General features: G+C 69.8%; 21 protein-coding genes. 7 read left to right on the top strand and 14 right to left on the bottom strand.

The features are described 5' to 3' along the window. Window positions 1–81 precede the first annotated feature (81 nt). Complete coding sequence (locus tag AN215_RS20765; RefSeq protein ID WP_070012270.1) at window positions 82–726, bottom strand: response regulator; 645 nt, start codon at window positions 724–726, stop codon at window positions 82–84. Then, window positions 719–1,951: a GAF domain-containing sensor histidine kinase gene (locus AN215_RS20760; protein ID WP_070012269.1), complete on the bottom strand. Its 1,233-nt coding sequence runs from the start codon at window positions 1,949–1,951 to the stop codon at window positions 719–721. The genes AN215_RS20765 and AN215_RS20760 overlap by 8 nt, the downstream gene beginning before the upstream one ends. A 371-nt stretch (window positions 1,952–2,322) precedes the next feature. On the opposite strand from AN215_RS20760, the gene AN215_RS20755 reads away from it, so the two are divergent. Then, the gene (locus AN215_RS20755) at window positions 2,323–3,006 is read left to right on the top strand and encodes an aggregation-promoting factor C-terminal-like domain-containing protein (protein WP_070012268.1); all 684 of its coding nucleotides are present in this window, start codon (window positions 2,323–2,325) and stop codon (window positions 3,004–3,006) included. A gap of 119 nt (window positions 3,007–3,125) precedes the next feature. Here the strand turns inward: AN215_RS20755 and AN215_RS20750 are convergent, their stop codons facing one another. Next, the gene (locus AN215_RS20750; protein ID WP_245694569.1) at window positions 3,126–5,816 is read right to left on the bottom strand and encodes an ABC transporter ATP-binding protein/permease; all 2,691 of its coding nucleotides are present in this window, start codon (window positions 5,814–5,816) and stop codon (window positions 3,126–3,128) included. Between the two features lie 266 nt (window positions 5,817–6,082). On the opposite strand from AN215_RS20750, the gene serB reads away from it, so the two are divergent. Continuing rightward, a complete protein-coding gene (gene serB, locus AN215_RS20745; RefSeq protein ID WP_079123231.1) occupies window positions 6,083–7,447 on the top strand; it encodes a phosphoserine phosphatase SerB in 1,365 nt (454 codons plus the stop codon). Between the two features lie 106 nt (window positions 7,448–7,553). On the opposite strand, the gene AN215_RS20740 is transcribed toward serB, so the two are convergent. From AN215_RS20740 to AN215_RS20730, 4 genes are all read right to left on the bottom strand, one after another. Then, on the bottom strand, window positions 7,554–8,081 hold the full coding sequence (locus AN215_RS20740; RefSeq protein ID WP_070012266.1) for a SixA phosphatase family protein: 528 nt from the start codon (window positions 8,079–8,081) through the stop codon (window positions 7,554–7,556). Window positions 8,082–8,168: 87 nt separating this feature from the next. Continuing rightward, complete coding sequence (locus AN215_RS20735) at window positions 8,169–8,420, bottom strand: hypothetical protein (protein ID WP_070012265.1); 252 nt, start codon at window positions 8,418–8,420, stop codon at window positions 8,169–8,171. A 271-nt stretch (window positions 8,421–8,691) separates the two neighbouring features. Beyond that, entirely contained in the window at window positions 8,692–8,808 is a 117-nt protein-coding gene (locus AN215_RS30680) for an SGM_5486 family transporter-associated protein (RefSeq protein ID WP_253186506.1), read from the bottom strand. 16 nt (window positions 8,809–8,824) lie between these two features. Then, window positions 8,825–10,159, bottom strand: a complete 1,335-nt coding sequence (locus AN215_RS20730) for a CynX/NimT family MFS transporter (protein ID WP_079123285.1) — start codon at window positions 10,157–10,159, stop codon at window positions 8,825–8,827. Between the two features lie 121 nt (window positions 10,160–10,280). Between AN215_RS20730 and AN215_RS20725 the strand changes: the two genes are divergently transcribed. Next, window positions 10,281–11,015: a FadR/GntR family transcriptional regulator gene (locus tag AN215_RS20725; protein WP_070012264.1), complete on the top strand. Its 735-nt coding sequence runs from the start codon at window positions 10,281–10,283 to the stop codon at window positions 11,013–11,015. A 34-nt stretch (window positions 11,016–11,049) separates the two neighbouring features. On the opposite strand, the gene fabI is transcribed toward AN215_RS20725, so the two are convergent. Both fabI and fabG read right to left on the bottom strand, forming a co-directional pair. Then, window positions 11,050–11,820 carry an enoyl-ACP reductase FabI gene (gene fabI, locus AN215_RS20720; protein WP_070012263.1) on the bottom strand — a complete coding sequence of 257 codons (771 nt, stop codon included), beginning with the start codon at window positions 11,818–11,820 and terminating at the stop codon, window positions 11,050–11,052. Between the two features lies 1 nt (window position 11,821). Beyond that, entirely contained in the window at window positions 11,822–12,541 is a 720-nt protein-coding gene (gene fabG / locus AN215_RS20715; protein ID WP_070012262.1) for a 3-oxoacyl-[acyl-carrier-protein] reductase, read from the bottom strand. A 289-nt stretch (window positions 12,542–12,830) separates the two neighbouring features. Between fabG and tyrS the strand changes: the two genes are divergently transcribed. After that, complete coding sequence (gene tyrS / locus AN215_RS20710; RefSeq protein ID WP_070012261.1) at window positions 12,831–14,246, top strand: tyrosine--tRNA ligase; 1,416 nt, start codon at window positions 12,831–12,833, stop codon at window positions 14,244–14,246. A gap of 180 nt (window positions 14,247–14,426) precedes the next feature. Here tyrS and AN215_RS20705 read toward each other — a convergent pair whose 3' ends face one another. Continuing rightward, window positions 14,427–14,717, bottom strand: coding sequence for a GlsB/YeaQ/YmgE family stress response membrane protein (locus AN215_RS20705; RefSeq protein ID WP_070012260.1), 291 nt, complete (start codon window positions 14,715–14,717; stop codon window positions 14,427–14,429). A gap of 295 nt (window positions 14,718–15,012) precedes the next feature. Here AN215_RS20705 and AN215_RS20700 point away from each other — a divergent pair, with 295 nt between their 5' ends. Beyond that, on the top strand, window positions 15,013–15,369 hold the full coding sequence (locus AN215_RS20700) for a DUF3099 domain-containing protein (RefSeq protein ID WP_070012259.1): 357 nt from the start codon (window positions 15,013–15,015) through the stop codon (window positions 15,367–15,369). 218 nt (window positions 15,370–15,587) lie between these two features. Next, entirely contained in the window at window positions 15,588–15,899 is a 312-nt protein-coding gene (locus tag AN215_RS20695) for a hypothetical protein (protein WP_245694566.1), read from the top strand. Here AN215_RS20695 and moaA read toward each other — a convergent pair. The 3 genes from moaA to AN215_RS20680 form a co-directional block, all read right to left on the bottom strand. After that, window positions 15,882–16,871 carry a GTP 3',8-cyclase MoaA gene (moaA, locus tag AN215_RS20690; RefSeq protein ID WP_070012258.1) on the bottom strand — a complete coding sequence of 330 codons (990 nt, stop codon included), beginning with the start codon at window positions 16,869–16,871 and terminating at the stop codon, window positions 15,882–15,884. The genes AN215_RS20695 and moaA overlap by 18 nt on opposite strands. Window positions 16,872–16,974: 103 nt before the next feature. Then, entirely contained in the window at window positions 16,975–18,624 is a 1,650-nt protein-coding gene (locus AN215_RS20685; RefSeq protein ID WP_070012257.1) for a solute symporter family protein, read from the bottom strand. After that, window positions 18,621–18,968 (bottom strand): DUF485 domain-containing protein, encoded by a 348-nt coding sequence (locus tag AN215_RS20680; RefSeq protein ID WP_079123230.1) that lies wholly within the window; start codon window positions 18,966–18,968, stop codon window positions 18,621–18,623. The genes AN215_RS20685 and AN215_RS20680 overlap by 4 nt, the downstream gene beginning before the upstream one ends. Before the next feature lie 240 nt (window positions 18,969–19,208). Between AN215_RS20680 and AN215_RS20675 the strand changes: the two genes are divergently transcribed. Further along, window positions 19,209–20,747 (top strand): S8 family peptidase, encoded by a 1,539-nt coding sequence (locus AN215_RS20675; RefSeq protein WP_420856200.1) that lies wholly within the window; start codon window positions 19,209–19,211, stop codon window positions 20,745–20,747. A gap of 55 nt (window positions 20,748–20,802) precedes the next feature. Here AN215_RS20675 and AN215_RS20670 read toward each other — a convergent pair whose 3' ends face one another. Beyond that, window positions 20,803–21,786, bottom strand: a complete 984-nt coding sequence (locus tag AN215_RS20670) for a sterol desaturase family protein (RefSeq protein ID WP_070012254.1) — start codon at window positions 21,784–21,786, stop codon at window positions 20,803–20,805. Window positions 21,787–21,818: the final 32 nt, after the last annotated feature.

The raw sequence follows: 21,818 nt of genomic DNA, 5'->3' as shown, positions 1-21,818 counted from the left end.
GGCGCGCGAGCGGGCCGGGTGCGCTCACCCGGCGTGCGTGCAGGCACGTGGCAGCACGGGGTCGGCCGCGCCCCGCGCCTGTCAGTCCGTCAGCCCGTGCCGCACGGCCCACAGTGCCGCCTGCGTACGGTCGGCGAGGTCGAGCTTCATCAGGATGTTCGACACATGGGTCTTGACCGTCTTCTCGGAGAGCACCAGGGTCCGGGCGATCTCCCGGTTGGAACGCCCGTCCGCGATCAGCTCCAGCACTTCGCGTTCGCGTTCGGTGAGCACCGAGCCCCGGCCGGAGCCGCCGCCTCCGCCCGCGTCGTCCGCGAGCAGGGCGCCCGCCACCTCCGGCTGGAGGAGCACATGCCCGGCATGTATGGAGCGGATCGCTCCGGCCAGGGCGTCGGGGTCGACGTCCTTGTAGACGTATCCGGCCGCGCCGGCGCGCAGGGCGGGAACGACGGTGCGCTGCTCGGTGAAGCTGGTGACGACGAGAACCCGTGCCGGATTCTGCAGCCTGCGCAGCTCGCGCAGCGCCTCGATGCCGTCGGTGCCGGGCATCTTCACGTCCATGAGGACGACGTCGGGGCGCAGCTCCTCGGCGCATGCGACGCCTTCGTGCCCGTCCGCAGCCTCGCCGACGACCTCGATGTCGTCCTGGATCTCGAGGAAGGTGCGCAGTCCGCGCCGTACGACCTGGTGATCGTCGACGATCAGGACCCGGATCGGATCAGCCACCTGGTACCTCCAGTTCGACGACCGCCCCCTTGCCGGGCCCGGATTCGACGGTCAGGGCGCCGCCGACGCCGCCCGCTCTGTCCCGCATCGAGACCAGGCCGAGGTGGCGTCCCGCCTTGCGTACGGCCTGGGGGTCGAAGCCCCGGCCGTCGTCGGTGACGCGCAGCCGGGCTCCGGTGCTGCCGTAGGCGAGCGTCACCCCCACGTGTGATGCCGCGGCGTGGCGAAGGGCGTTGTGCAGGGCTTCCTGCGCGACGCGCAGCAGGGCCTCTTCCTGTGCGGCCGGCAGGGCGCGCGGGGCGCCCTCGCTGACGAACGTGACCTCCGCGGAGTGCGCCCTGTCGAGCACCTGGGTCTGGGTGCGGAGTGTGGCCACGAGTCCGTCCTCGTCGAGTGCCGCGGGACGCAGTTCGACCACGGCGGCGCGGAGTTCTTCGGACGCGTCGGCGGCGAGGCGGCCGATCTCGTGGAGCTCCTCCTTGGCGCGTGCCGGGTCGCGGTCGACCAGCGCCGTGGCGGCCTGGGCCGTGAGGCGGAGCGAGAACAGCTTCTGGGCGACCGCGTCGTGCAGCTCGTGGCCGATACGTGCGCGCTCGCCCGCGATGGTCAGCTCGCGGCTGCGCTCGTAGAGACGGGCGTTGGTGAGGGCGATGGCGGCGTGCTGGGCGAGGAGGCGCAGCAGGCGCTCGTCCTCCTCGGTGAAGGCGCAGCGCCCGCCCCGCTCCACTCCCCCGCCGGCCGGCTCCGCTCCGTCCGCGGCCGTTTCGTCGTTCTCCGCGCGTCCGGCAGCCCCGTCGCTCCGCTGCCGTTCGGGTGTGCACCTCTTGTTGGCGAGGAAGAGGGCGCCCAGCACCTCCTCACCGTCCGCGATGGGCATCCCGAGGAAGTCCGCGAGTTCGGGGTGCGTGCGGGGCCAGCCCCCGAAGCGCGGGTCCGTCCGTACGTCCACGAGGCGCTGGGGGGTCGCCTCGTGGAGCATCGCGGCGAGGATGCCGTGCTGACGGGGCAGCGGGCCGATGGACCTCCACTCTTCGTCCGTCACTCCGTCCACCACGAACTGGGCGAAGCCACCGTGGTCGTCGGGCACGCCGAGGGCCGCGTAGCGGGCGTCCAGCAGGTCACGGGCCGAGGTGACGATCGTCTGCAGGACGTCGCGCACTTCGAGCTGCCTGTTCATGGAGAGGATCGCGGCGCTGACCGCTGCGAGCCCTGAGCTGCGGAGCATGCCGTCACGGTACCGGCGGAGCGGGTCCTCCGGATCGGGCCCGGGAGGGGCGCGGGCGGGGGTCCGGAGACCTAGGCCCTGAGACCAGCAGTGTGACCCTGAGTTTATCGCTTCTACACACTGCGTACATGTAACCGGGTGTGTGGTGTGAGTCGCCGCATAGGACCCAGATCACGTACGAGCCTACTTAGTAGATGTTGTCCACTGACCGGACGTGCAGCGCAGGCACGTCAAGGCATCCGCTCTGCTCCAAATCCACTACCAAGGTTAGTAATGGTGATTTTTGCCCGGTGACTGACGGCAGCTGAGAATGACTGCCGCCGCAGCGGCCACCGTCGCTGCGGTCCGCGAACTGGAAGAGGTTTCCTCCCATGAGCGTTCCCAATCCCGAACGCCACGGCAGGCTGTCCCGTCTGCACAAGATCTCTGCGGCGACCGGAGCCGCAGCCGTCGGTGTCACCGCAATCGCGTTCACCGTCGTGCCAGGTCAGAAGAGCAGCGGAAGCGTGACTGCCGGATCGGAGATGGCGGCCCAGCCCATCGCCCTGCAGACTGCCGCGGACAGCCCGGCCGAGCAGAAGGCGAGCATCGACGCTCAGACCTCTGCCGCGAACGACCGCGCACGCGCCCACGCCAAGGCCGAGGCTCGCAAGAAGGCCGAAGCCAGGGCGGAGGCACGGCAGAAGGCGGCGGCCAAGGCCGAACGGGACCGTGAGCGCAAGCTGGCAGCGAGCCGCTCGGCGGAGCGCAGCAAGGCCAAGGCACCCTCGGGGTCGCCGAAGCAGATCGCACGGCAGATCATCGGCAACGAGTCACAGTTCCAGTGCTTCTCGAACATCGTCGAGAAGGAGAGCGGCTGGGACGTACACGCGCAGAACCCCAGCGGTGCGTACGGGCTGGTGCAGGCGCTGCCCGGCTCCAAGATGGCCTCGGCCGGCCCTGACTGGCGCAACAGCGCCGCCACCCAGGTCAAGTGGGGTGTGGGTTACATGAAGGACAGGTACGGCAGCCCCTGCGGCGCCTGGTCCTTCTGGCAGTCCAACAACTGGTACTGAGCGGCGGCCGAAGGGCCCGGGTCACGGCTCGGGCCCGTCGGCGTGAGCGCCGGAGGCGGCGGCATCCTCGTCCGGGATGCCGCCGCCTCCGTGTGCGGTGCCGTCTTCCTGTCTGCTCGCTACTTGCGCATGACCTCCGGCTCGTGGCGGCGCAGCAGCCGCGCCACGACGAAGACCAGAGCGACGCCGAGGCCCAGCAGTACGGCCATGTCCAGGACGTACGTACCGGCCGTGTGGTCCCACAGCGGGTCCGGATTGCCCTTCTCCCACGGCAGCAGCGTGTTCATGTCGGCGGTCGCGCCCATCGCGGCGACGGCCCAGCGGGAGGGCATAAGCCAGGAGACCTGGCCGACGCCCGGGGTGTCGAACAGCTGGAAGAGCACGCCGGTGAAGACGACCTGGACGATGGCGAACATGACCAGCAGCGGCATGGTCTTCTCCGCCGTCTTCACCAGGGCGGAGATGATCAGGCCGAACATCATCGAGGTGAAGCCGAGGACGATCACGGCGACGGTCATCTCGACCGCGGGGAGGTTCTCCCCGATGACGCCCTCGTCCGGCATCTCGCGCGGGACGAAGCCGATGGCGGCGATGATCACGCCCTGCAGGGCGGTGACGATTCCGAGCACGAGCACCTTGGACATCAGATAGGCCGAGCGTGAGAGGCCGGTGGCCCGTTCCCGCTCGTAGATGACCCGCTCCTTGATCAGCTCACGTACGGAGTTGGCGGCGCCGGAGAAGCACATTCCGACGGCGATGATGAGCATGATCGTGCTGGCGTCGCGGTTCGTACGGCCGTTCTTGAGCGGGCCGTAGCCCAGGCCGTAATCGCTGGGGATGAGCGTGCTGACCCCGCCGAGCACGACGGGCAGGATCACGGTGAGCGCGAGGAAGCCCTTGTCGGAGGCGATGACCGAGACGTAGCGGCGCACCAGCGTCCAGAACTGGGAGCCCCAGCTCTGCGGTTTCTGCGTACGGGCCGGCGGCGCGTGGACCTGCTGGGCCTGCTGCGGAGTGACGGAGTCGAGGTCGGCGGCGTACATCTGGTAGTGCTGCGAGCCGTGCCAGCGGCCCATCCAGTCGTAGTCGCGGTAGTTCTCGAAGGCGGAGAAGACGTCTGCCCAGGTCGCGTAGCCGAAGAAGTTCAGAGCCTCCTCGGGCGGGCCGAAGTAGGCGACGCCGCCGCCGGGCGCCATCACCAGCAGCTTGTCGCACAGGCCGAGTTCGGCCACGGAGTGGGTGACGACGAGCACCGTGCGGCCGTCGTCCGCGAGGCCCCGCAGCAGCTGCATGACGTCGCGGTCCATGCCCGGGTCGAGGCCCGAAGTGGGCTCGTCGAGGAAGATCAGCGAGGGCTTGGTCAGCAGCTCCAGTGCGACGGAGACGCGCTTGCGCTGGCCGCCGGAGAGGGACGTGACCTTCTTGTCGGCGTGCACGTCGAGCTTCAGCTCGGCGAGCACCTCCTCCACACGGGCGTTGCGCTCGGCCTCCGCGACGTCGCCGGGGAAGCGGAGCCGGGCGGCGTAGCGCAGCGCGGTGCGGACCCTCAGCTCCTTGTGGAGGATGTCGTCCTGCGGGACCAGACCGATGCGCTGCCGGAGCTCGGCGAAGTGCTGGTAGAGGTTCCGGTTGTCGTAGAGGACCTCGCCGACGTCGGCGGGGCGGTAGCCGGTGAGCGCGCGCAGCAGCGTCGACTTGCCGGAGCCGGATGGGCCGATGACACCGATGAGCGACTTCTCCGGGACGCCGAAGGTGACGTTGTCGAGGATCACCTTCCCGTTGTCGACCTTCACCGTGAGGTGGCGGGCCGAGAAGGTGACCTCGCCGGTGTCGACGAACTCCTCGAGCCGGTCGCCGACCAGGCGGAAGGTGGAGTGGCCGACGCCCACCGTGTCCTGCGGAGTGATCACTGTGGAGCCGGACTTGGGCAGCGGCTGGCCGTTGACGTACGTCCCGTTGTGCGAGCCCAGGTCGTGGATCTCGAAGCGGCCGTCGGGCGAGGCGTGGAACTCCGCGTGGTGCCGGGAGACCTGGAGGTCGGAGACGACCAGTTCGTTCTCCAGGGCACGGCCGATCCGCATCACCCTGCCGAGGGCCAGCTGGTGGAAGGTGGTCGGGCTGCGATCGCCCCCCTGCTGCGGTATCCGTCCCTGCTGGGCCCGCGGATGCGATCCGGGGTGCTGCTGGGGCACGCCGGGCTGATGTCCCGGGTGGCCCTGCTGCTGGGGCACGCCGGGCTGCTGTTGCCGGTGCTGCTGCTGCGGCTGGTGAGGCGCCTGCTGCTGGGGGTGCTGCGGCGGTTGTTGCTGCTGTTGCCAGCCCGCGTGCTGCTGCGGCTGCTGCTGCCAGCCCTGGGCCTGCTGGGCCTGCTGCTGAGGCGGTTGCTGCTGAGGCGGCACCTGTGCGGCCCTCGCCTGCGGCGCACCGGGGTGCCCGCTCCCCTGCTGCTGCTCCGGCACCGCCGTCCGGGCGCCGTGCACGTCCGCGTGGGGAGCCTGCTCGGCGCCGCTTCCCGAGAGGTCCAGCCTCGGTCCGTCGGTGGCGTTGCCCAAGTGCACGCTCATGCCGGGGCGGAGCTCCGTCTGCTGGACGCGCTGCCCTTGTACGTACGAGCCGTTGGTGCTGCCCTGGTCCTCGATGAGCCAGCTGTGCCCGCCCCATCTGATCGTGGCGTGCCGCCAGGAGACCCTGGCGTCGTCGATCACCACATCCCCCTGCGGATCGCGCCCCACGCGATACGGCCTGGACGGTTCGAGAGTCCAGGTCTTTCCGTTCAATTCCAGTACGAGTTCCGGCACTCCATGCCCCACAAAGTTGTCCCCCGAGTGACTCCCTGCGCGGGGAGCCTAGGGATGGTGAACATCGTGAGGAACTATTTCAGGCCCGGGGCCCGGACAGGAAGTCGGCCCATGTCACAACCCCACGTCAGCTGTGACGGGCCGGGAACGGCACCTTCCGGGGCGGAAACACGGCTGCTCACGGGACCCGCGCGGGCCGGCGGGCGCCGGGGAGTGCTTTCCGCTTGGCGGGAACCCGGAAGGTGTCCCGCTCCCACCGGCGATACCGTGGGACCACCATGACCACATCGCCGGCCACCCCGCCCTCGTACGCCGACACTCCCACCCTCCTGGTCAAGATCTTCGGAAGGGACCGGCCCGGCATCACGGCCGGACTCTTCGAGACCCTCGCCGCCTTCGCCGTCGAGGTCGTCGACATCGAACAGCTCGTGACCCGTGGCCGTATAACGCTGTGCGCCCTGGTCACCGCTCCAGGCCATGGAGCGGGCACGGCTGCCGCGCCCGTCACCACGGGCGAGGGCGAGCTGAGGGCCACCGTGCACGGCTGGGCCGAGTCGATGGGCCTCGAGGCCGAGATCATCTCCGGCACCGGGGACAACGAGCCGCGCGGCACCGGCCGTTCGCACGTGACGGTGCTCGGCCAGCCGCTCACCGCCGGTTCGACCGCCACCATCGCCGCCAGCATCACCGCCACCGGCGGGAACATCGACCGTATCTTCCGGCTCGCCAAGTACCCCGTGACGGCAGTGGAGTTCGACGTCTCCGGCGCCGAGACCCCCACCCTGCGCACGGCCCTCGCCCTGGAGGCCGCCAGACACGGCGTCGACATCGCGGTGGTCGCCTCGGGGCTGCAGCGCAGGGCGCAGCGGCTGGTCGTGATGGACGTCGACTCCACGCTCATCCAGGACGAGGTGATCGAGCTCTTCGCGGCACACGCGGGCTGCGAGGACGAGGTCGCCGCGATCACCGCCCGCGCGATGCGCGGCGAGCTGGACTTCGAGCAGTCGCTGCACGCGCGCGTGGCGCTGCTGGAGGGCCTCGACGTCTCGGTCGTGGACCAGGTGCGCAAGGACGTACGGCTCACACCCGGCGCGCGGACGCTCGTACGCACCCTCAAGCGGCTCGGATACCAAGTGGGCATCGTCTCCGGCGGGTTCACCCAGGTCACCGACGCGCTCCAGGAAGAGCTGGGCCTCGACTTCGCCGCCGCCAACACCCTGGAGACCGTTGACGGCAAGTTCACGGGACGGGTCACGGGTGACGTGGTGGACCGGGAGGGCAAGGCACGGCTGCTGCGCCGCTTCGCCTCCGAGGCGGGCGTGCCGCTGGTGCAGACGGTCGCGATCGGCGACGGCGCGAACGACCTCGGCATGCTCAACGCGGCGGGCCTCGGCGTGGCCTTCAACGCCAAGCCGGTGGTGCGTGAGGCCGCACACACGGCCGTCAACGTGCCCTTCCTGGACACCGTTCTGTATCTGCTCGGTGTGACGCGGGAAGAGGTCGAGGCCGCGGACTGCACGGGCGAGGACGACGACGGGCCGGACGCCGAACACGACGGCGGCACGGACCGGAACGCGGCCGGGGCGGCTGGAGCGGCTGGGGCCGCCGGGGCCGCCGGGGCGCGTCCCTCCGCCGGCTTCTGACCACGCGGTGCCGCGGCGGACGGGCCCGCACCGGACCCGGAACGCCGGTGACCCCGGGCCGGAAGGCCAGGGGTCACCGGAGGGCTGACGGATCGCGGATGCGGGCTCACTCGGGGGGCTCGTGCGGCTCCCAGTAGTCGGTGAGCGTGGCGACGCCGGGCTCGACCGACTTCCACGAGCCGTCGAAGCGGAGCACCGCGACGGTCGAGGTCGGGAAGCCGTTGCGCGACATCCGCTCCAGGGCGTCTCCCTTGGCGTCGCCTGTGAGGGCTTCGGCGACGCCCTGGATTCCGGGGTTGTGCCCGATGACGAGCAGATCCCGGACTTCCTCGGACACGTCGTTGAGCACTGCGATGATCTCGCCGGGCGAGGCCTCGTACAGACGCTCCTCGTAGACGGTCTTGGGGCGCTGCGGCAGGTGGTGGACGGCCAGTTTCCAGGTCTCACGGGTGCGGACGGCTGTCGAGCAGAGGGTCAGTCCGGGGGTGATGCCGTGGGTGGCGAGCCACTCACCGACGGCCGGGGCGTCCTTGCGGCCGCGGTCCGCGAGGGGACGCTCATGGTCTGCCACGTCAGGCCAGTCGGCCTTGGCGTGCCGGACAAGGACGATACTGCGGGGCACATCGACGCTCATGTTTCCCAGCTTCGCACGAAACGCGGCCCCGGGCGGAGGGTGTTGACAGTGCACAGACGGGTGCGGAGTGCTGACGTCTCCCGTTCGTCAGCCCAGCAACGCGTTCGCCACACGCTCCAGGACGGCCGCGATCACCTCTCCTGCCGGACTCTCCGCCTGCTGCGCCGCGCCGGCCTCGGAGCCGCCGAGGAGCAGGGCCAGCAGCAGCGTGAAGGCCAGTACGGGCAGTGCGGCGCCCCACCAGGGAAGCCGGGTCCTGCCCGCCCCGGGCGGGGAGTGCTGCCGCACCGGCGGCGCCGGGGCAGCGGGGCGGTGGCTGCGGGGTGGGGCCGTGGTCATGGGGCTCGCCTCCCGGTTTCCTGTATCGCCGACGGTGTGATCCGACGCTACGGAAACCGGCGGGCGAACCCCATCCGGTGATCCACCCACTTCCCCCTGACCCAGGCCCCCGAGGGGTGGTGGGGCCAGCACCACCCCGCCCGGTCCCCTGCCCCGGGGGACCACGGGCTCAGGCCCGGTCAGAGGGTCAAGGGCTCAAGGGCTCAGGGTCTCCGGAGGGATCGGTGGGGATCACGGGCCGGAGGAACAGGCGCCCGCAGGCGCCCAAGGGTCACGGTGCCGCGACGGTGGCGATGATCCCGATGAGGATCATGATGCCGAAGATCAGGGCGAAGATCTGGAGCAGCTTCTTCTGCCCGTTCTGCGGATCGGGTTCGAGCACTGGCATGGGCTCAGTCTCGCACCTACCGCCCGTCCTCGATGACGCGGTCCCGTCCGGCCAGTACGCCCGTCAGCGTCTGCGCGAGCAGCAGCCCCGCCATCAGCAGCAGCGGTACGTGCCAGCCGCCGGAGGCGTCGCGCAGGACCCCGACGAGCAAGGGCCCGGGGATGGACAGCAGATACCCGGTGCTCTGCGCGAAGGCGGAGAGCTTGACCACGCCGGCGCTGGAGCGCGACCGGAGGCTGATCATCGTAAGGGCAACCGGGAAGGCGCAGTTGGCGATCCCCAGCAGCAGGGCCCACAGCCACGCGCCGCCGGCCGGAGCGAGCCACAGCCCCGCGTAGCCGGTGAGCCCGCACAGGCCGAGAGCGACGACGAGCGGGCCCTGGTGCCGCATGCGGGCCGCCAGGCGCGGGACCACGAAGGCCAGCGGCACGCCCATCCCCATCGTGACGGCGAGCATCAGACCGGCGGACGAGGCGGAGACGCCCGCGTCACGGAAGATCTGGGGCAGCCAGCCGAGAATGATGTACGCGGCGGACGCCTGCAGACCGAAGAAGACGGCGAGCGCCCAGGCCGTGGGCGAGGCGCCGATGCGGATGCGGGCGGCCTCCCCCTCCGCGGTGGAGGCCGCCGCGGAATCACCGCCCGCCGGCGCCTCCGTACGACGGCTGCCCGGGTCCTTGAGCACCACCGCCCACGGCAGTATCGCGAGCACCCCGAGCAGCGCCCACGCTCCGAGCCCGGCACGCCAACTGCCGCCCAGCGCATCGGTCATGGGGACGGTGACGGCGGCCGCGCAGGCCGTGCCGAGCGCCAGCCCCATCGAGTACAGGCCCGTCATCGAACCGATCCGGGAGGGGAACCAGCGCTTGACGACCACCGGCATCAGTACGTTGCTCACCGCGATGCCGGCGAGCGCGAGCGCGCTCGCGGCGAGAAAGGCGGCCGTACCGCCGGCCAGTGGCCTCAGCGTCAGACCCGCGGCGATCGCGACCATGCCCGCGAACACCACGGGGGCGGGGCCGCGGCGGCGTGCGAGCCGCGGCGCGAGGCTGCCGAACGCGGCGAAGCACAGGGCGGGCACGGAGGTCAGCAGCCCGGCCACGGCGCCGCTCATCCCCAGGTCGCCGCGTATCTCCTTCAGCAGCGGGCCGAGCGCGGAGATCGCGGGACGGAGGTTGAGCGCGGCCAGGACGAGGCCCACCGCGACCACGCGTACCGCCCAGCGCGGGGCGGGGCCTGCTGCCTCGTGACGTACGGGCGCGCGGCGGGAGCGGGCCGGCCCGCGCCCAGAGGCCGCGGAGGCCCGGGGCTTCCCGTTTCCGTCGGTACGCTTCAGGCCGTCTTCCGTCATCACCATGGGCCCATCATAGAATCATGGGATGAATAGACTCTAACGGGTTCCTCCGTACCGGAGAACCCGCCGTGACGAAACCGGCTCCACCGGGAGCCGGCTCCGCCCCTGGGAGCTTCAGATGACCCTGTCCTCGCCGCAGCGATCCGCCCTGGCCGACCAGGTGATCGCCGCGCTGCGCACGCAGATCACGTCGGGAGAGTGGCCGGTCGGCAGCCGGATCCCCACGGAGCCGGAGCTGGTGGAGGAACTGGGGGTGGCACGCAACACCGTCCGTGAGGCGGTCCGCGCGCTCGCGCACAACGGTCTGCTGGACATCCGTCAGGGCTCGGGGACGTACGTCGTCGCGACGAGCGAGCTGGCCGGGGTCATGCAGCGCCGCTTCGCCGACGCCGACCCGGGCCATGTCGCGGAGATGCGCGCCGCGCTGGAGACCTCGGGGGCGCGGCTGGCGGCGCTGCGGCGCACCGAACAGGACCTGGCGCAGCTGGACGCGCTGCTGGCCAGGCGCGAGGCGGCATGGGAGTCGGGCGACGCGGAGCGCTTCGTGGAGGCGGACGCCTCACTCCACCTGGGCGTCCTCGCCGCGTCGCACAACGACGTACTGACGGCGGTCTACGCCGACCTCGGCGAGGTCATGCGCGACTTCCTGCGGCTGGACATCGGCGAGGAACTGCGCCCCGAGGCGCACATGGACCACGCGCGTCTGATCGAGGCGGTCCACGCGGGCGACGAGGAGGCGGCGGCACGGGAGGCCGCCTCCCACACCCAGGAGTGGCGCTGCGGTTCGGGACGCAAGGGCAACAAGGCGACCAAGAGCCCCAGGACTGCCGGGAGTCCGGCCGAGCGCCCCTGAACCGCGGCCACGCATTCGTGCGTACGGGGCGGGGTCAGGCACCCATCATGTGGACGCCGCCGTCGACGTGCACGATCTCCCCCGTCGTCTTCGGGAAGAAGTCCGAGAGCAGGCCCACGACGCCGCGCCCCGCCGGGTCCGGGTCCGTCAACTCCCAGCCGATCGGCGCCCGGTGGTTCCACACGTCCGCCAACTCCTCGAAGCCCGGGATGGACTTGGCGGCCATCGACTTGATGGGGCCCGCCGAGACAAGGTTGCAGCGCACGTTCCGCGCACCCAGGTCACGTGCGAGGTAGCGGCTGGTCGACTCCAGCGCCGCCTTGGCCACGCCCATCCAGTCGTACTTCGGCCAGGCGATCTTCGCGTCGAAGGTGAGGCCGACGACCGAACCGCCGCGCGGCATCAGCGGAAGACAGGCCATGGTGAGGGACTTGAGCGAGTACGCCGAGACCTGCACGGCCGTGCCGACGTCCTCCCAGCTCGCCTCCAGGAAGTTGAAGGCGCCCTGCGGCCCGAAGGCGATGGAGTGGACGATCCCGTCCAGCTCGGCACCCTCTCCGAGGTGTTCGCTCACCTTGTCCGCGAGGGAGTCGAGGTGCTCCTGATTCGTCACGTCCAGTTCGATGACCGGGGCCTCCTTCGGGAGGCGCTTGGCGATCCGCTGCACCAGGGACATCCGGCCGTAGCCCGTGAGCACGACCTCCGCACCCTCCTCCTGCGCGATCTTCGCCGCGTGGAAGGCGATCGAACCGTCGGTCAGGACACCCGTGACGAGGATGCGCTTGCCTGCGAGGATTCCGCTCATCTCAGTGCCCCATGCCCAATCCGCCGTCGACAGGAATGACGGCTCCGGTGATGTACGCGGCCTCCTCGGAGGCGAGGAAACGGACGGAGGCGGCGACCTCCTCCGGCTGGGCGTAGCGGCCCAGCGGCACCTGCTCGACGATGTTCGCGCGCTGCTCGTCGCTGAGCGCCTTCGTCATGTCGGTGTCGACGAAGCCCGGCGCGATCACGTTGCAGGTGATGTTACGGGAGCCCAGCTCACGGGCGAGCGAGCGGGCGAACCCGACGAGACCGGCCTTGGAGGCGGCGTAGTTGGCCTGCCCCGCCGAACCGAGCAGCCCGACCACCGAGGAGATCAGCACGATACGGCCGGTGCGCGCCCGCAGCATCCGCTTGGCCGCCCGCTTCGCCACCCGGAAGGTGCCGGTGAGGTTGGTCTCCAGCACCGTGCTGAAGTCCTCTTCGGACATGCGGAGCAGCAACTGGTCGCGGGTCACACCGGCGTTGGCGACGAGCACCTCGACCGGTCCGTGCTTCTCCTCGATCTCTTTGTAGGCCCCCTCCACCTGTTCGGGATCGGTGATGTCGCACCTGACCGCGAGGCAACCCAGGTCGGTGAGTTCCCTGGGGGGTTCGCCCGTACGGTAGGTGACGGCGACGGCGTCGCCCGCGTCGGCGAAGGCCCGCGCGATGGCGAGGCCGATGCCGCGGTTGCCTCCCGTGACGAGTACCGAGCGGCTCAAGGTGGGACCACCCTTTCTGCGATGTGGGCGCTGACTCTGCGATGCGGCGCTGAACTCCGCCGCCGCGTGCGTGACGAGGAGCCGGCGGGTGTCTGTCACTGTGAAAGCTATATGCGCACGGCTCGATTCAGGGAATCGGGCGGAGACAGGGGGACGTACGGTCTCCTGTGGGGTCCCCACAGATACCCGCGGAAACCGCGGCGAAGGAGCGGACGGCGGCCGACGGCGGACCACCGGGCACGAATAGACTCTGCGGCGACCCGATCCGCTCCTAGCTCCAGGACAGAACGTGACACGCCTCGGCGACTCCGTACAGCGCGCCAGCGGCCTGCTGGCCCAGGACCTCTCCTCCGACACCACCGTCGGGAAGCTGCTCGACGAGACCGGGTCGCGGCGCTATCTGGATCTGAGCGATCTCCCGGCGAAGGAGCAGGCGGCGCTGATCGGTGCGCGCGCGGTGGAGATCCTGCCGTCGGTGGAGAAGCTCGCCGAGACGATCGAGGCCAAGCAGGAGCAGGGCAGGGGCCTGCATGTGAAGCTCGGCATCGACCCGACCGCCGCGGACGTACATCTGGGCCACGCGGTGCAGATGATCATCCTCAGCCGCTTCCAGCGGATGGGGCACGATGTCACGCTGATCATCGGGGACTTCACCGCGAAGATCGGCGACCCGTCGGGGCGTACGGCCGAGCGGCCCGCGCTGACCGACGAGGACATCGCGAAGAACCTCTCCGGCTACCAGGACCAGGTGAGCCCGTTCTTCGACTTCGAGAACGTCAGCTTCCGGAACAACAGCGACTGGCTCGGCGAGATCGGCTTCGCCCAGCTCATCACCCTGCTTGCGCAGGTGCCCGCCTCGGCGCTGCTCCAGCGCGAGGACTTCCGCAACCGGCTCGCGCAGGGTTCCGGCCTGACGATGTCGGAGCTGATCTACCCCGTGGCGATGGCACTGGACTCCGTCGAACTGGACTGCGACATCGAACTGGGCGGCGTCGACCAGCTGTTGAACATGCAGATGGGACGGCGGCTCATGGAACTGCACGCGCAGCGCCCGCAGATGATCGCCGCCATGCCGCTCATCGAGGGCACGGACGGCTCGGGCGCCAAGATGTCGAAGTCCAAGGACAACTACATCGGCCTCACCGCCGGCGCGGACGACGTGTACGGCAAGATCATGTCGATTCCCGACCGGCTGATGGTGCCGTACCTGCGTGCCTGGACGGAGTGGACGGACGCGGAGATCGACCAGGCGGTCGCCCGTATCGAGGCGAAGACGCTGCACCCGATGGACCTGAAGAAGGTGCTGGCGGGCGATGTCGTCATGGCGCTGCACGGGGCGGAGGCGGCGAAGGCGGCGCGCGCGCACTTCAGGGCCCAGTTCTCGAAGAAGTCCTTCGCGGACGTGGAGACGCTGCCGAGCGTGGACGCCGGCGAGCACGGCGGCGAAGGGATCGCCGCGATCCTCACCCGGGTGCTGGAGTTCACGCCGAGCGCTTCCGCCGCACGGCGCATCGCCAAGCAGAACGGGCTGCGGCTGGTGGTCGAGGCGGAGGACGGCGGCGAACAGCACACCATCGTGCTGCCGGAGGCGGACGCGCTGCGTCCGCTCGCCGAGGTGGTGCCCGAGAAGCTGGCCGAGGCGGGCGTCGGCGGGACGGTGTATCTCAAGGCCGGGCGGCGGATCGCGCAGATCGAAGGTCTGTGAGGGCTTTCGCGGGCACGCCTTCCCGGGTGAGTTCGTCCTCCGGGGCGGGCGCGCGGCCGAGGGCGAGGTCGTCCTCCTCGGGGGCGGAGGCGCCTTCCTGCGGGAGCGCGCCGCGGTGGGCGAGGGGTTGCCGGTCCGTTGGCCCTCACCCTCCGCAAGGGCGGGAGCGGCCCGCGCGCCTCACATGCGCTGACGCTGCCCCCGCCTGCTCTTCCCTCTGATCCTCGCCCACAGCGGCGAGCCGACCGCCACCAGCAGTACGGCCCCGCCCAGTTGGAGCCCGTGACGGATCCAGTCGAAGCCTCTGGTCACGCCGACCCCGGCCCAGCTGGCGACCGCGTTGCCCAGGACGGCTCCCAGGAGGCCGAAGACCACCGTCAGCCAGAGAGGGATGGCCTGTCTGCCCGGGATGATCGCCCGGGCGATGACGCCCAGAACCAGTCCCACGATGATCGCCCACAACCAGTTCATCGCACCTCCATAGGGGCACAGGCGCCTCCGTGGACGCCTGGGCGCCATTTGCCGGGGCCCGCGTGGACCCTGGCCCCGCGTGGGCCCTGCGCCGTGCGCCGTGCGCCGCCAGCTTGGCGCCGTACGGAATACGCCGCATTGCGGAGTAGCCCGTACGGCCCCGGCCGCAGACCACCCGGTCCGCACGGCCGGTGGGCCCGGTCTCGAACCCGTCCGACCCGAGGCGTACGGTGAGAGAGGTTGCGAACCCCTGGCGGCAGGCCAGGCGGCCGGCCCGGGCGAGGTGGTGAGTGTGATGCGGAAGCAGCGCGGAGCCGAGGTCTTCCGGATCACCGGAGCCCGTCAGTCGCTGGCCGACGACGTACGCGGCAGGCAGCGGCGCTACGTGATCTCGATGCTGATCCGGACGCTCTCGGTGCTGCTGACCGTTCTCCTGTGGAACGTGCAACGGCCGTTGGCCGTTGTGACGCTTGTGGTGGGCGCACTGCTGCCGTACGTGGCGGTGGTGGTCGCCAACGCGGGCAGGGAGAACGCGACTTCGATGCCGTCGTCCTTCGTGCCGACGCACACGCGCCCGGCGCTCCCCGCTGCCGACGCCGTACCGGAAGGAAGCCCGGAGACTGCCGACCGGCCTTCCGGCGACCGCAGTTGAGCCTGCCCACGGCCTGCACGAGCTCTTCACACGGCGCTCCCCCTGCGTAAAAGCTCAAGAAAAGCTCAGATCAATCATGTTGTTCCGCTGCACCTCGCAGGGGTCCCCGTGCCATACTTCATAGGCGCTCCGCATCCCCCGTCGGAGCGACAGACCGACGCCGGGCGGCTCCCCCCGTGGCTGCCCGGCGTCGCTTGTGTCCGGACCCCGGGTGTTGGATGGGGGCCGTGTCTTCTTCGTCTTCGTCCTCACCGTTCCCCCCTGCAGGCGCCGGTGAAGGCCCCGAGAGCCCGATCTGCTCCGCGAAGGGCTGCCGCGCGCCCGCCGTGTGGGTACTGGCCTGGAACAACCCCAAGCTGCACACTCCCGAGCGCCGCAAGACATGGCTCGCGTGCGAGGAACACCGGGAGCACCTCTCGTCCTTCCTGGGCATGCGCGGCTTCCTCAAGGACGTGGTCCGACTCGAGGAATGGGAGGAGGGCGGGGGCCGGCCGGGCCCCGCCCCCGGGACCTCACCCGCCGATGGCTGACATCGGACGGTCCGGCTGCACGAAGGACGGGTCGTCGATGCCGGCGCCCGCCTTCTTGCCCCACATCGCCAGCCTCCAGCGCGAGGCGATCTCCCCGTCCTCCGCGCCCGAGCGCAGAGCGCCGCGCAGATCGGACTCCTCCGTGGCGAACAGGCAGGTGCGGACCTGGCCGTCGGCCGTCAGACGCGTACGGTCGCACGCGCGGCAGAAGGGCCGGGTGACCGAGGCGATGACGCCGACGCGGTGCGGACCGCCGTCGACGATCCAACGCTCGGCGGGGGCGGCTCCGCGCTTCTCCTCGCCCTCGGGGGTGAGCGTGAAGTGCTTGTTCAGCGACTCCAGGATGTCCCCCGCGGTGATCATGCCGTCGCGCTGCCAGCCGTGTTGCGCGTCGAGCGGCATCTGCTCGATGAAGCGCAGTTCATAGCCCTCCTGCATGGCCCAGGCGAGCAGCGCGGGCGCCTCGGCGTCGTTCAGCCCGGGCATGAGGACGGAGTTGACCTTGACCGGGGTGAGGCCCGCCTCCTGCGCCGCGGTCAGACCGCGCAGCACGTCCGCGTGCCGCTTGCGGCGGGTCATCCGCTGGAAGACCTCCGGATCGAGCGTGTCCAGCGAGACGTTGACCCTGTCCAGGCCGGCGTCGCGAAGGGCGGCCGCCGTACGTTCGAGCCCGATCCCGTTCGTCGTCAGGGAGAGCTTCGGGCGCCGCGGCAGCGCGGCGCAGCGCTCGACGAGGCCGGTGAGCCCCGGTCGCAGCAGTGGCTCTCCGCCGGTGAACCGGACCTCCTCGACACCCAGTTCGGTCACGGCGATGCGGACCAGGCGGACGATCTCGTCGTCGGTGAGCAACTCCGGCTTGGCCAGCCACTGCAGGCCTTCCTCGGGCATGCAGTAGGTACAGCGCAGATTGCAGCGGTCGGTCAGCGAAACACGCAAGTCGGTGGCGACCCGGCCGTAAGTGTCGAGCAGCATTGCTGGCGGCCTTCCCACGGTTGTGCCGATGCTTCGCAGCGTACGGGACGCCACCGACATTCAACAGATCGTTGAAGCCGGTGGCGTCCCGCAACTGTGGCGCTCAGAGCGCGCCGTGGCCCGTCAGCGAGCGCACCTCCAGCTCCGCGTGCTTCTTGACCGCTTCGTCCTCCTTGCCCAGGATCGAGCCGATCCAGCCCATCAGGAAGCCGAACGGGATCGAGATGAGGCCCGGGTTGGCCAGCGGGAAGAACGCGATGTCGGCCTCGGGGAACATCGCGGTCGGCGCACCGGAGACGACGGGCGAGAAGAGCACCAGCACCACGGACGAGGTGAGTCCGCCGTAGATCGACCAGAGCGCGCCCTGCGTGGTGAACCGCTTCCAGAAGAGGCTGTAGAGGATCGTCGGCAGGTTCGCCGACGCGGCGACCGCGAAGGCGAGCGCGACGAGCCCGGCCACGTTCAGGCCGCCGGCGAAGATGCCGAGGCCGATCGCCACGCCGCCGATGATCACCGAGGAGATACGTGCGGCACTGACCTCCTCCTTGTCGGTCGCCTTCCCCTTCCGGATCACGTTCGCGTACAGGTCGTGCGCGAACGACGAGGACGAGGCGAGCGTGAGCCCCGCGACCACCGCGAGGATCGTGGCGAAGGCGACGGCCGAGATCATCGCGAGAAGGATCGCCCCTCCGGTCGAGTCGGCGCCGCCGCCGATCTCCTGCGCGAGCAGTGGAGCCGCTGTGTTGCCCGCCGGGTCCGACTCCGTGATCGTCTTCTGGGAGAGCAGCGCCGCGGCGCCGAATCCCAGCGCGATGGTCATCAGGTAGAAGCCGCCGATGATGCCGATCGCCCAGTTCACCGACTTACGGGCGGCATTGGCCGTCGGAACGGTGTAGAAGCGGATCAGGATGTGAGGCAGCCCCGCGGTGCCCAGGACGAGCGCGAGGCCCAGCGAGATGAAGTCGATCTTCGACGTGGTCGAGACGCCGTACTTCAGGCCCGGCTCCAGGAACGCGGCGCCCTTGCCGCTGTTCTCGGCGGCGGCGCCCAGCAGGCTGGAGAGGTTGTAGTTGAACTTGTGGAAGACCAGCACCGTGACGACGAGCGTGCCGCCGATGAGCAGGACGGCCTTGATCATCTGCACCCAGGTGGTGCCCTTCATGCCGCCGATGGTCACGTAGAGGATCATGACGACACCGACGAGCACCACGATCAGGTTCTTGCCCGTCTCACCGGAGATGCCCAGCAGCAGGGCGACGAGTGCGCCCGCGCCGACCATCTGGGCCAGCAGGTAGAAGATCGAGACGATGATCGTCGAGATGCCCGCAGCCGTACGGACGGGGCGCTGCCGCATCCGGAAGGCCAGGACGTCGCCCATCGTGTAGCGGCCGGAGTTGCGCAGCGGCTCGGCGACGAGCACGAGGGCCACCAGCCAGGCCACGAGGAACCCGATGGAGTAGAGGAAGCCGTCGTACCCGGACAGCGCGATCGCGCCGGCGATGCCGAGGAAGGAGGCGGCCGACATGTAGTCGCCGGAGATCGCCAGACCGTTCTGGAAGCCGCTGAACTCGCGGCCGCCGGCGTAGAAGTCCGTGGCGTCCTTCGTCCTGCGGCCGGCCCACACCGTGATGCCGAGGGTGAGCAGGACAAAGACGGTGAAGAGTGTGACGATCAGAGTGCGGTGCTGGCTTGCGCCCTCGGCCGCGAGCTGCAGCTGCCCCGGTGACGAGGCCAGCGAGTGCGTGAGGCTCATGCTTCACCGTCCAGACGGTTCTTGATGGCCTCGCCCTTCGGGTCGAGCTTGGCCGCAGCGTGACGGGAGTACCACCAGGCGATGAGGAAGGTGGTCAGGAACTGGGCGAGCCCCAGGACGAAGGCGATGTTGATGTTGCCGACGACCTTGGTCGCCATGAACCCGCCGGCGTAGTTCGACAGCAGCACGTACAGCAGGTACCAGGCGATGAACCCCACGGTGAGGGGGAACGCGAATGACCGGAAAGCGCTTCGCAGCTCTCCGAACTCGGCGCTCTGCTGCACCTGCGCGTAGTCCGTGCCACCCGGTGGCGCGGACCTTTCGTTCTCTGGTGCTGAGTCCACGGGAACTCCAGTCGGTGTGAGTCTTCGGTGAGGAAAAGAGCAGGTCGGGGTGTAGATGCCACCAGTGCAGTGCGGCGCATCGTAGATCTTCACAAGGGGCTGGCAACAGGGGGAGGTCCTTGAATCACGGAAGAGTTATCGAAGACAAACCTGCCCATCTTCGGGATTCCGTTGCTGAGCGGCACCGACCGGCGCTAAGTTCCCATCTCTGTGGTCAACTTCGGACAACATGGAGATCCCATGGATTCTCAGCCTTCCAGGCGGTGGCGAAGACTCGCGATGCCGCTGGGACTGGTTCTCACTGCTTCGCTCGGACTGGCGGGAGCCGCCGTGGCCAGCGGACAGGACTCGCCCGCATCCTCGAAGAAGGACGGCGAGAAACTGAGCTACGTCGTCAACACCCAGGCGGACGCCGGCACGGTCAAGCGCGTGAAGAAGGAGATAGCTAAAGCGGACGGCAAGGTCGTCACCGCTTACGAGAAGATCGGCGTCATCGTGGCGCACTCGTCGGACGCGAAGTTCGGCGCCACCATGCGCTCGGTGAAGGGCGTGGAGACGGCAGGCGCGACCCGCACCGCTCCCCTCAAGGCCGCCACCACCACGGATGTGGGGAAGCCGAAGTATCTGAAGGTGCCGAAGTCTGCGACCGGCGCCCAGGCCAGGGCCCGGGCCGAGGCGGAGGGCAAGGAGCCCCTTGAGTCCCTGCAGTGGGACAAGCGGGCCATCCGGGCCGACAAGGCGAGCAAGATCAGCGAGGGCAGCAAGGACGTCACCGTCGGTGTGATCGACACCGGTGTCGACGACACGCACCCGGATCTCCAGCCCAACTTCGCGGCCGACCAGTCCGCGAGCTGCGTGGGCGGCAAGGCCGACACCAAGGACGGCGCCTGGCGTCCCTTCGACCCGGCCAACGACTACCACGGCACGCACGTGGCGGGCATCGTCGCCTCCCCGCGCAACGGGGTCGGCATCGCGGGTGCCGCACCGGGCGTGAAGGTCGCCTCACTGAAGGTGTCCGAGCCGGAGACCTCGCTCTTCTACAGCGAAGCGGTGGTCTGCGCGATGGTCTTCGCCGCCGATCACGGGGTCGAGGTCACCAACAACAGCTATTACACGGACCCCTGGCTCTACGCCTGCCCCGACGACCCGGACCAGAAGGCGATCGCCGACGCCGTCGGCAGGGCCGTGAAGTACGCGACCGACAAGGGCGTCGCGCACGTGTCGTCCGCGGGCAACTCCTCACACGACCTCGCCGCGAGCGAGATCGTGGACGACAGCAGCCCCAACGACACCAAGCCCGTCGAGCGCACCATCGACCCGGCGGAGTGCCCGGACCTCCCGAGCATGCTGCCCGGAGTGACCTCGGTCTCCTCCACCGGCGGTGAGGACGGCAAGTCCTACTTCTCCAACTACGGGCTCGACGAGGTCGACCTCTCGGCTCCCGGCGGCGACCGCCGATACCAGACGCCGAAGGACCCCGCCAAGGACGGCGGCGTGCTCTCGACCATGCCCGAGGGCGACTACGCCTACCTGCAGGGCACCTCGATGGCCGGGCCGCAGGTCGCCGGCGTCGCGGCGCTCATCAAGAGCAAGCACCCGGAGGCCTCCCCGAAGGAGATCGCCTGGATGCTGAAGGCACAGGCGAAGAGCGTCGCCTGCCCGGACGAGTACGACCCGGACGGCAAGGGCACGTACAAGGCCGACTGCACCGGGCTCAAGGGCAACAACAGCTTCTACGGTCACGGCATCGTCGACGCCCTCGCGGCCGTCAAGAAGTGAGAACACCTCCGGCACGGTGAACGGCGGTGCCCGCGCCGCCTCTTGACCTTCCGGGTCAGGAGGTGACGCGCGGCACCGGCGCATCGGCCGGTGAGGGGCCGGGCTGCTCAGGCGGCCCGGCCTCTTGCGTGCCGTCGGCGCTCCCCGCATGTGTGCCGGCATGTGTACCGCCGGCCCCCTCCGTGTCCGTGCCGGCTGCGGACTGCTCCGCGGGAGCCCACCCGGGCCCGCGGAAGAGCCTTCCCGCACGCTCGTGCCAGCTGCGTGCCGCACGCAGGTCGCGTCCGATCGCGGCGTACTCGTGCGTGGCCACGCGCAGCGGGTTGAACGTCGAGATGTTCTTCGTGAGCCCGAAGACACAGGGCTCCGTCTCCGGTGTGAAGGAGCCGAAGAGCCGGTCCCAGACGATCAGGATGCCGCCGAAGTTCCGGTCCAGATAGCCGCCTTGGGAGGCGTGGTGGACGCGGTGGTGCGAGGGCGTGTTGAAGACGAACTCGACCGGGCGCGGCAGCTTGCCGATCCGCTCCGTGTGGATCCAGAACTGGTAGACGAGATTCACCGACGAGCAGAAGGCCAGCGCCGCCGGATGCACTCCGAGCGCGATCATCGGCACGTAGAAGGGCCAGACCGTCCAGGTGGTCCACGGCTGGCGCAGCGCGGTGCTGAGGTTGAACTTCCGGCTCGAGTGGTGCACCACGTGGCAGGCCCACAGGATGCGGATGACGTGGTGCCCGCGGTGCGACCAGTAGTAGAAGAAGTCCTGCGCGAGCAGCATCAGCGGCAGCGTCCACCACTCGATCGGCACGCGCAGCGGCGTCAGCTCGTAGATGCCCACGTAGATCGCCACGATCGGGATCTTCCACAGGGCGTCGAAGACGAGGCTGCCGAGCCCCATGCTGATGCTCGTAGTGGCGTCCTTGGCCTCGTATCCGGCGGAGTCCTCGTCCGGATGGAGGCGGTAGCTCACGATTTCGATCACTGTGAGCAGGATGAAGGCTGGTATCGACCAGAGAACGACGTCAGGCAACTGAGACGGCATGTCAGCAAGGTAAGCGCGGACGGCGCCCCCCG

Origin of the sequence: Streptomyces abyssalis, assembly GCF_001751365.1 — a bacterium.
Classification (GTDB): Bacteria; Actinomycetota; Actinomycetes; order Streptomycetales; family Streptomycetaceae; genus Streptomyces; species Streptomyces abyssalis.
This window is presented reverse-complemented; position numbering and strand designations above follow the sequence as displayed.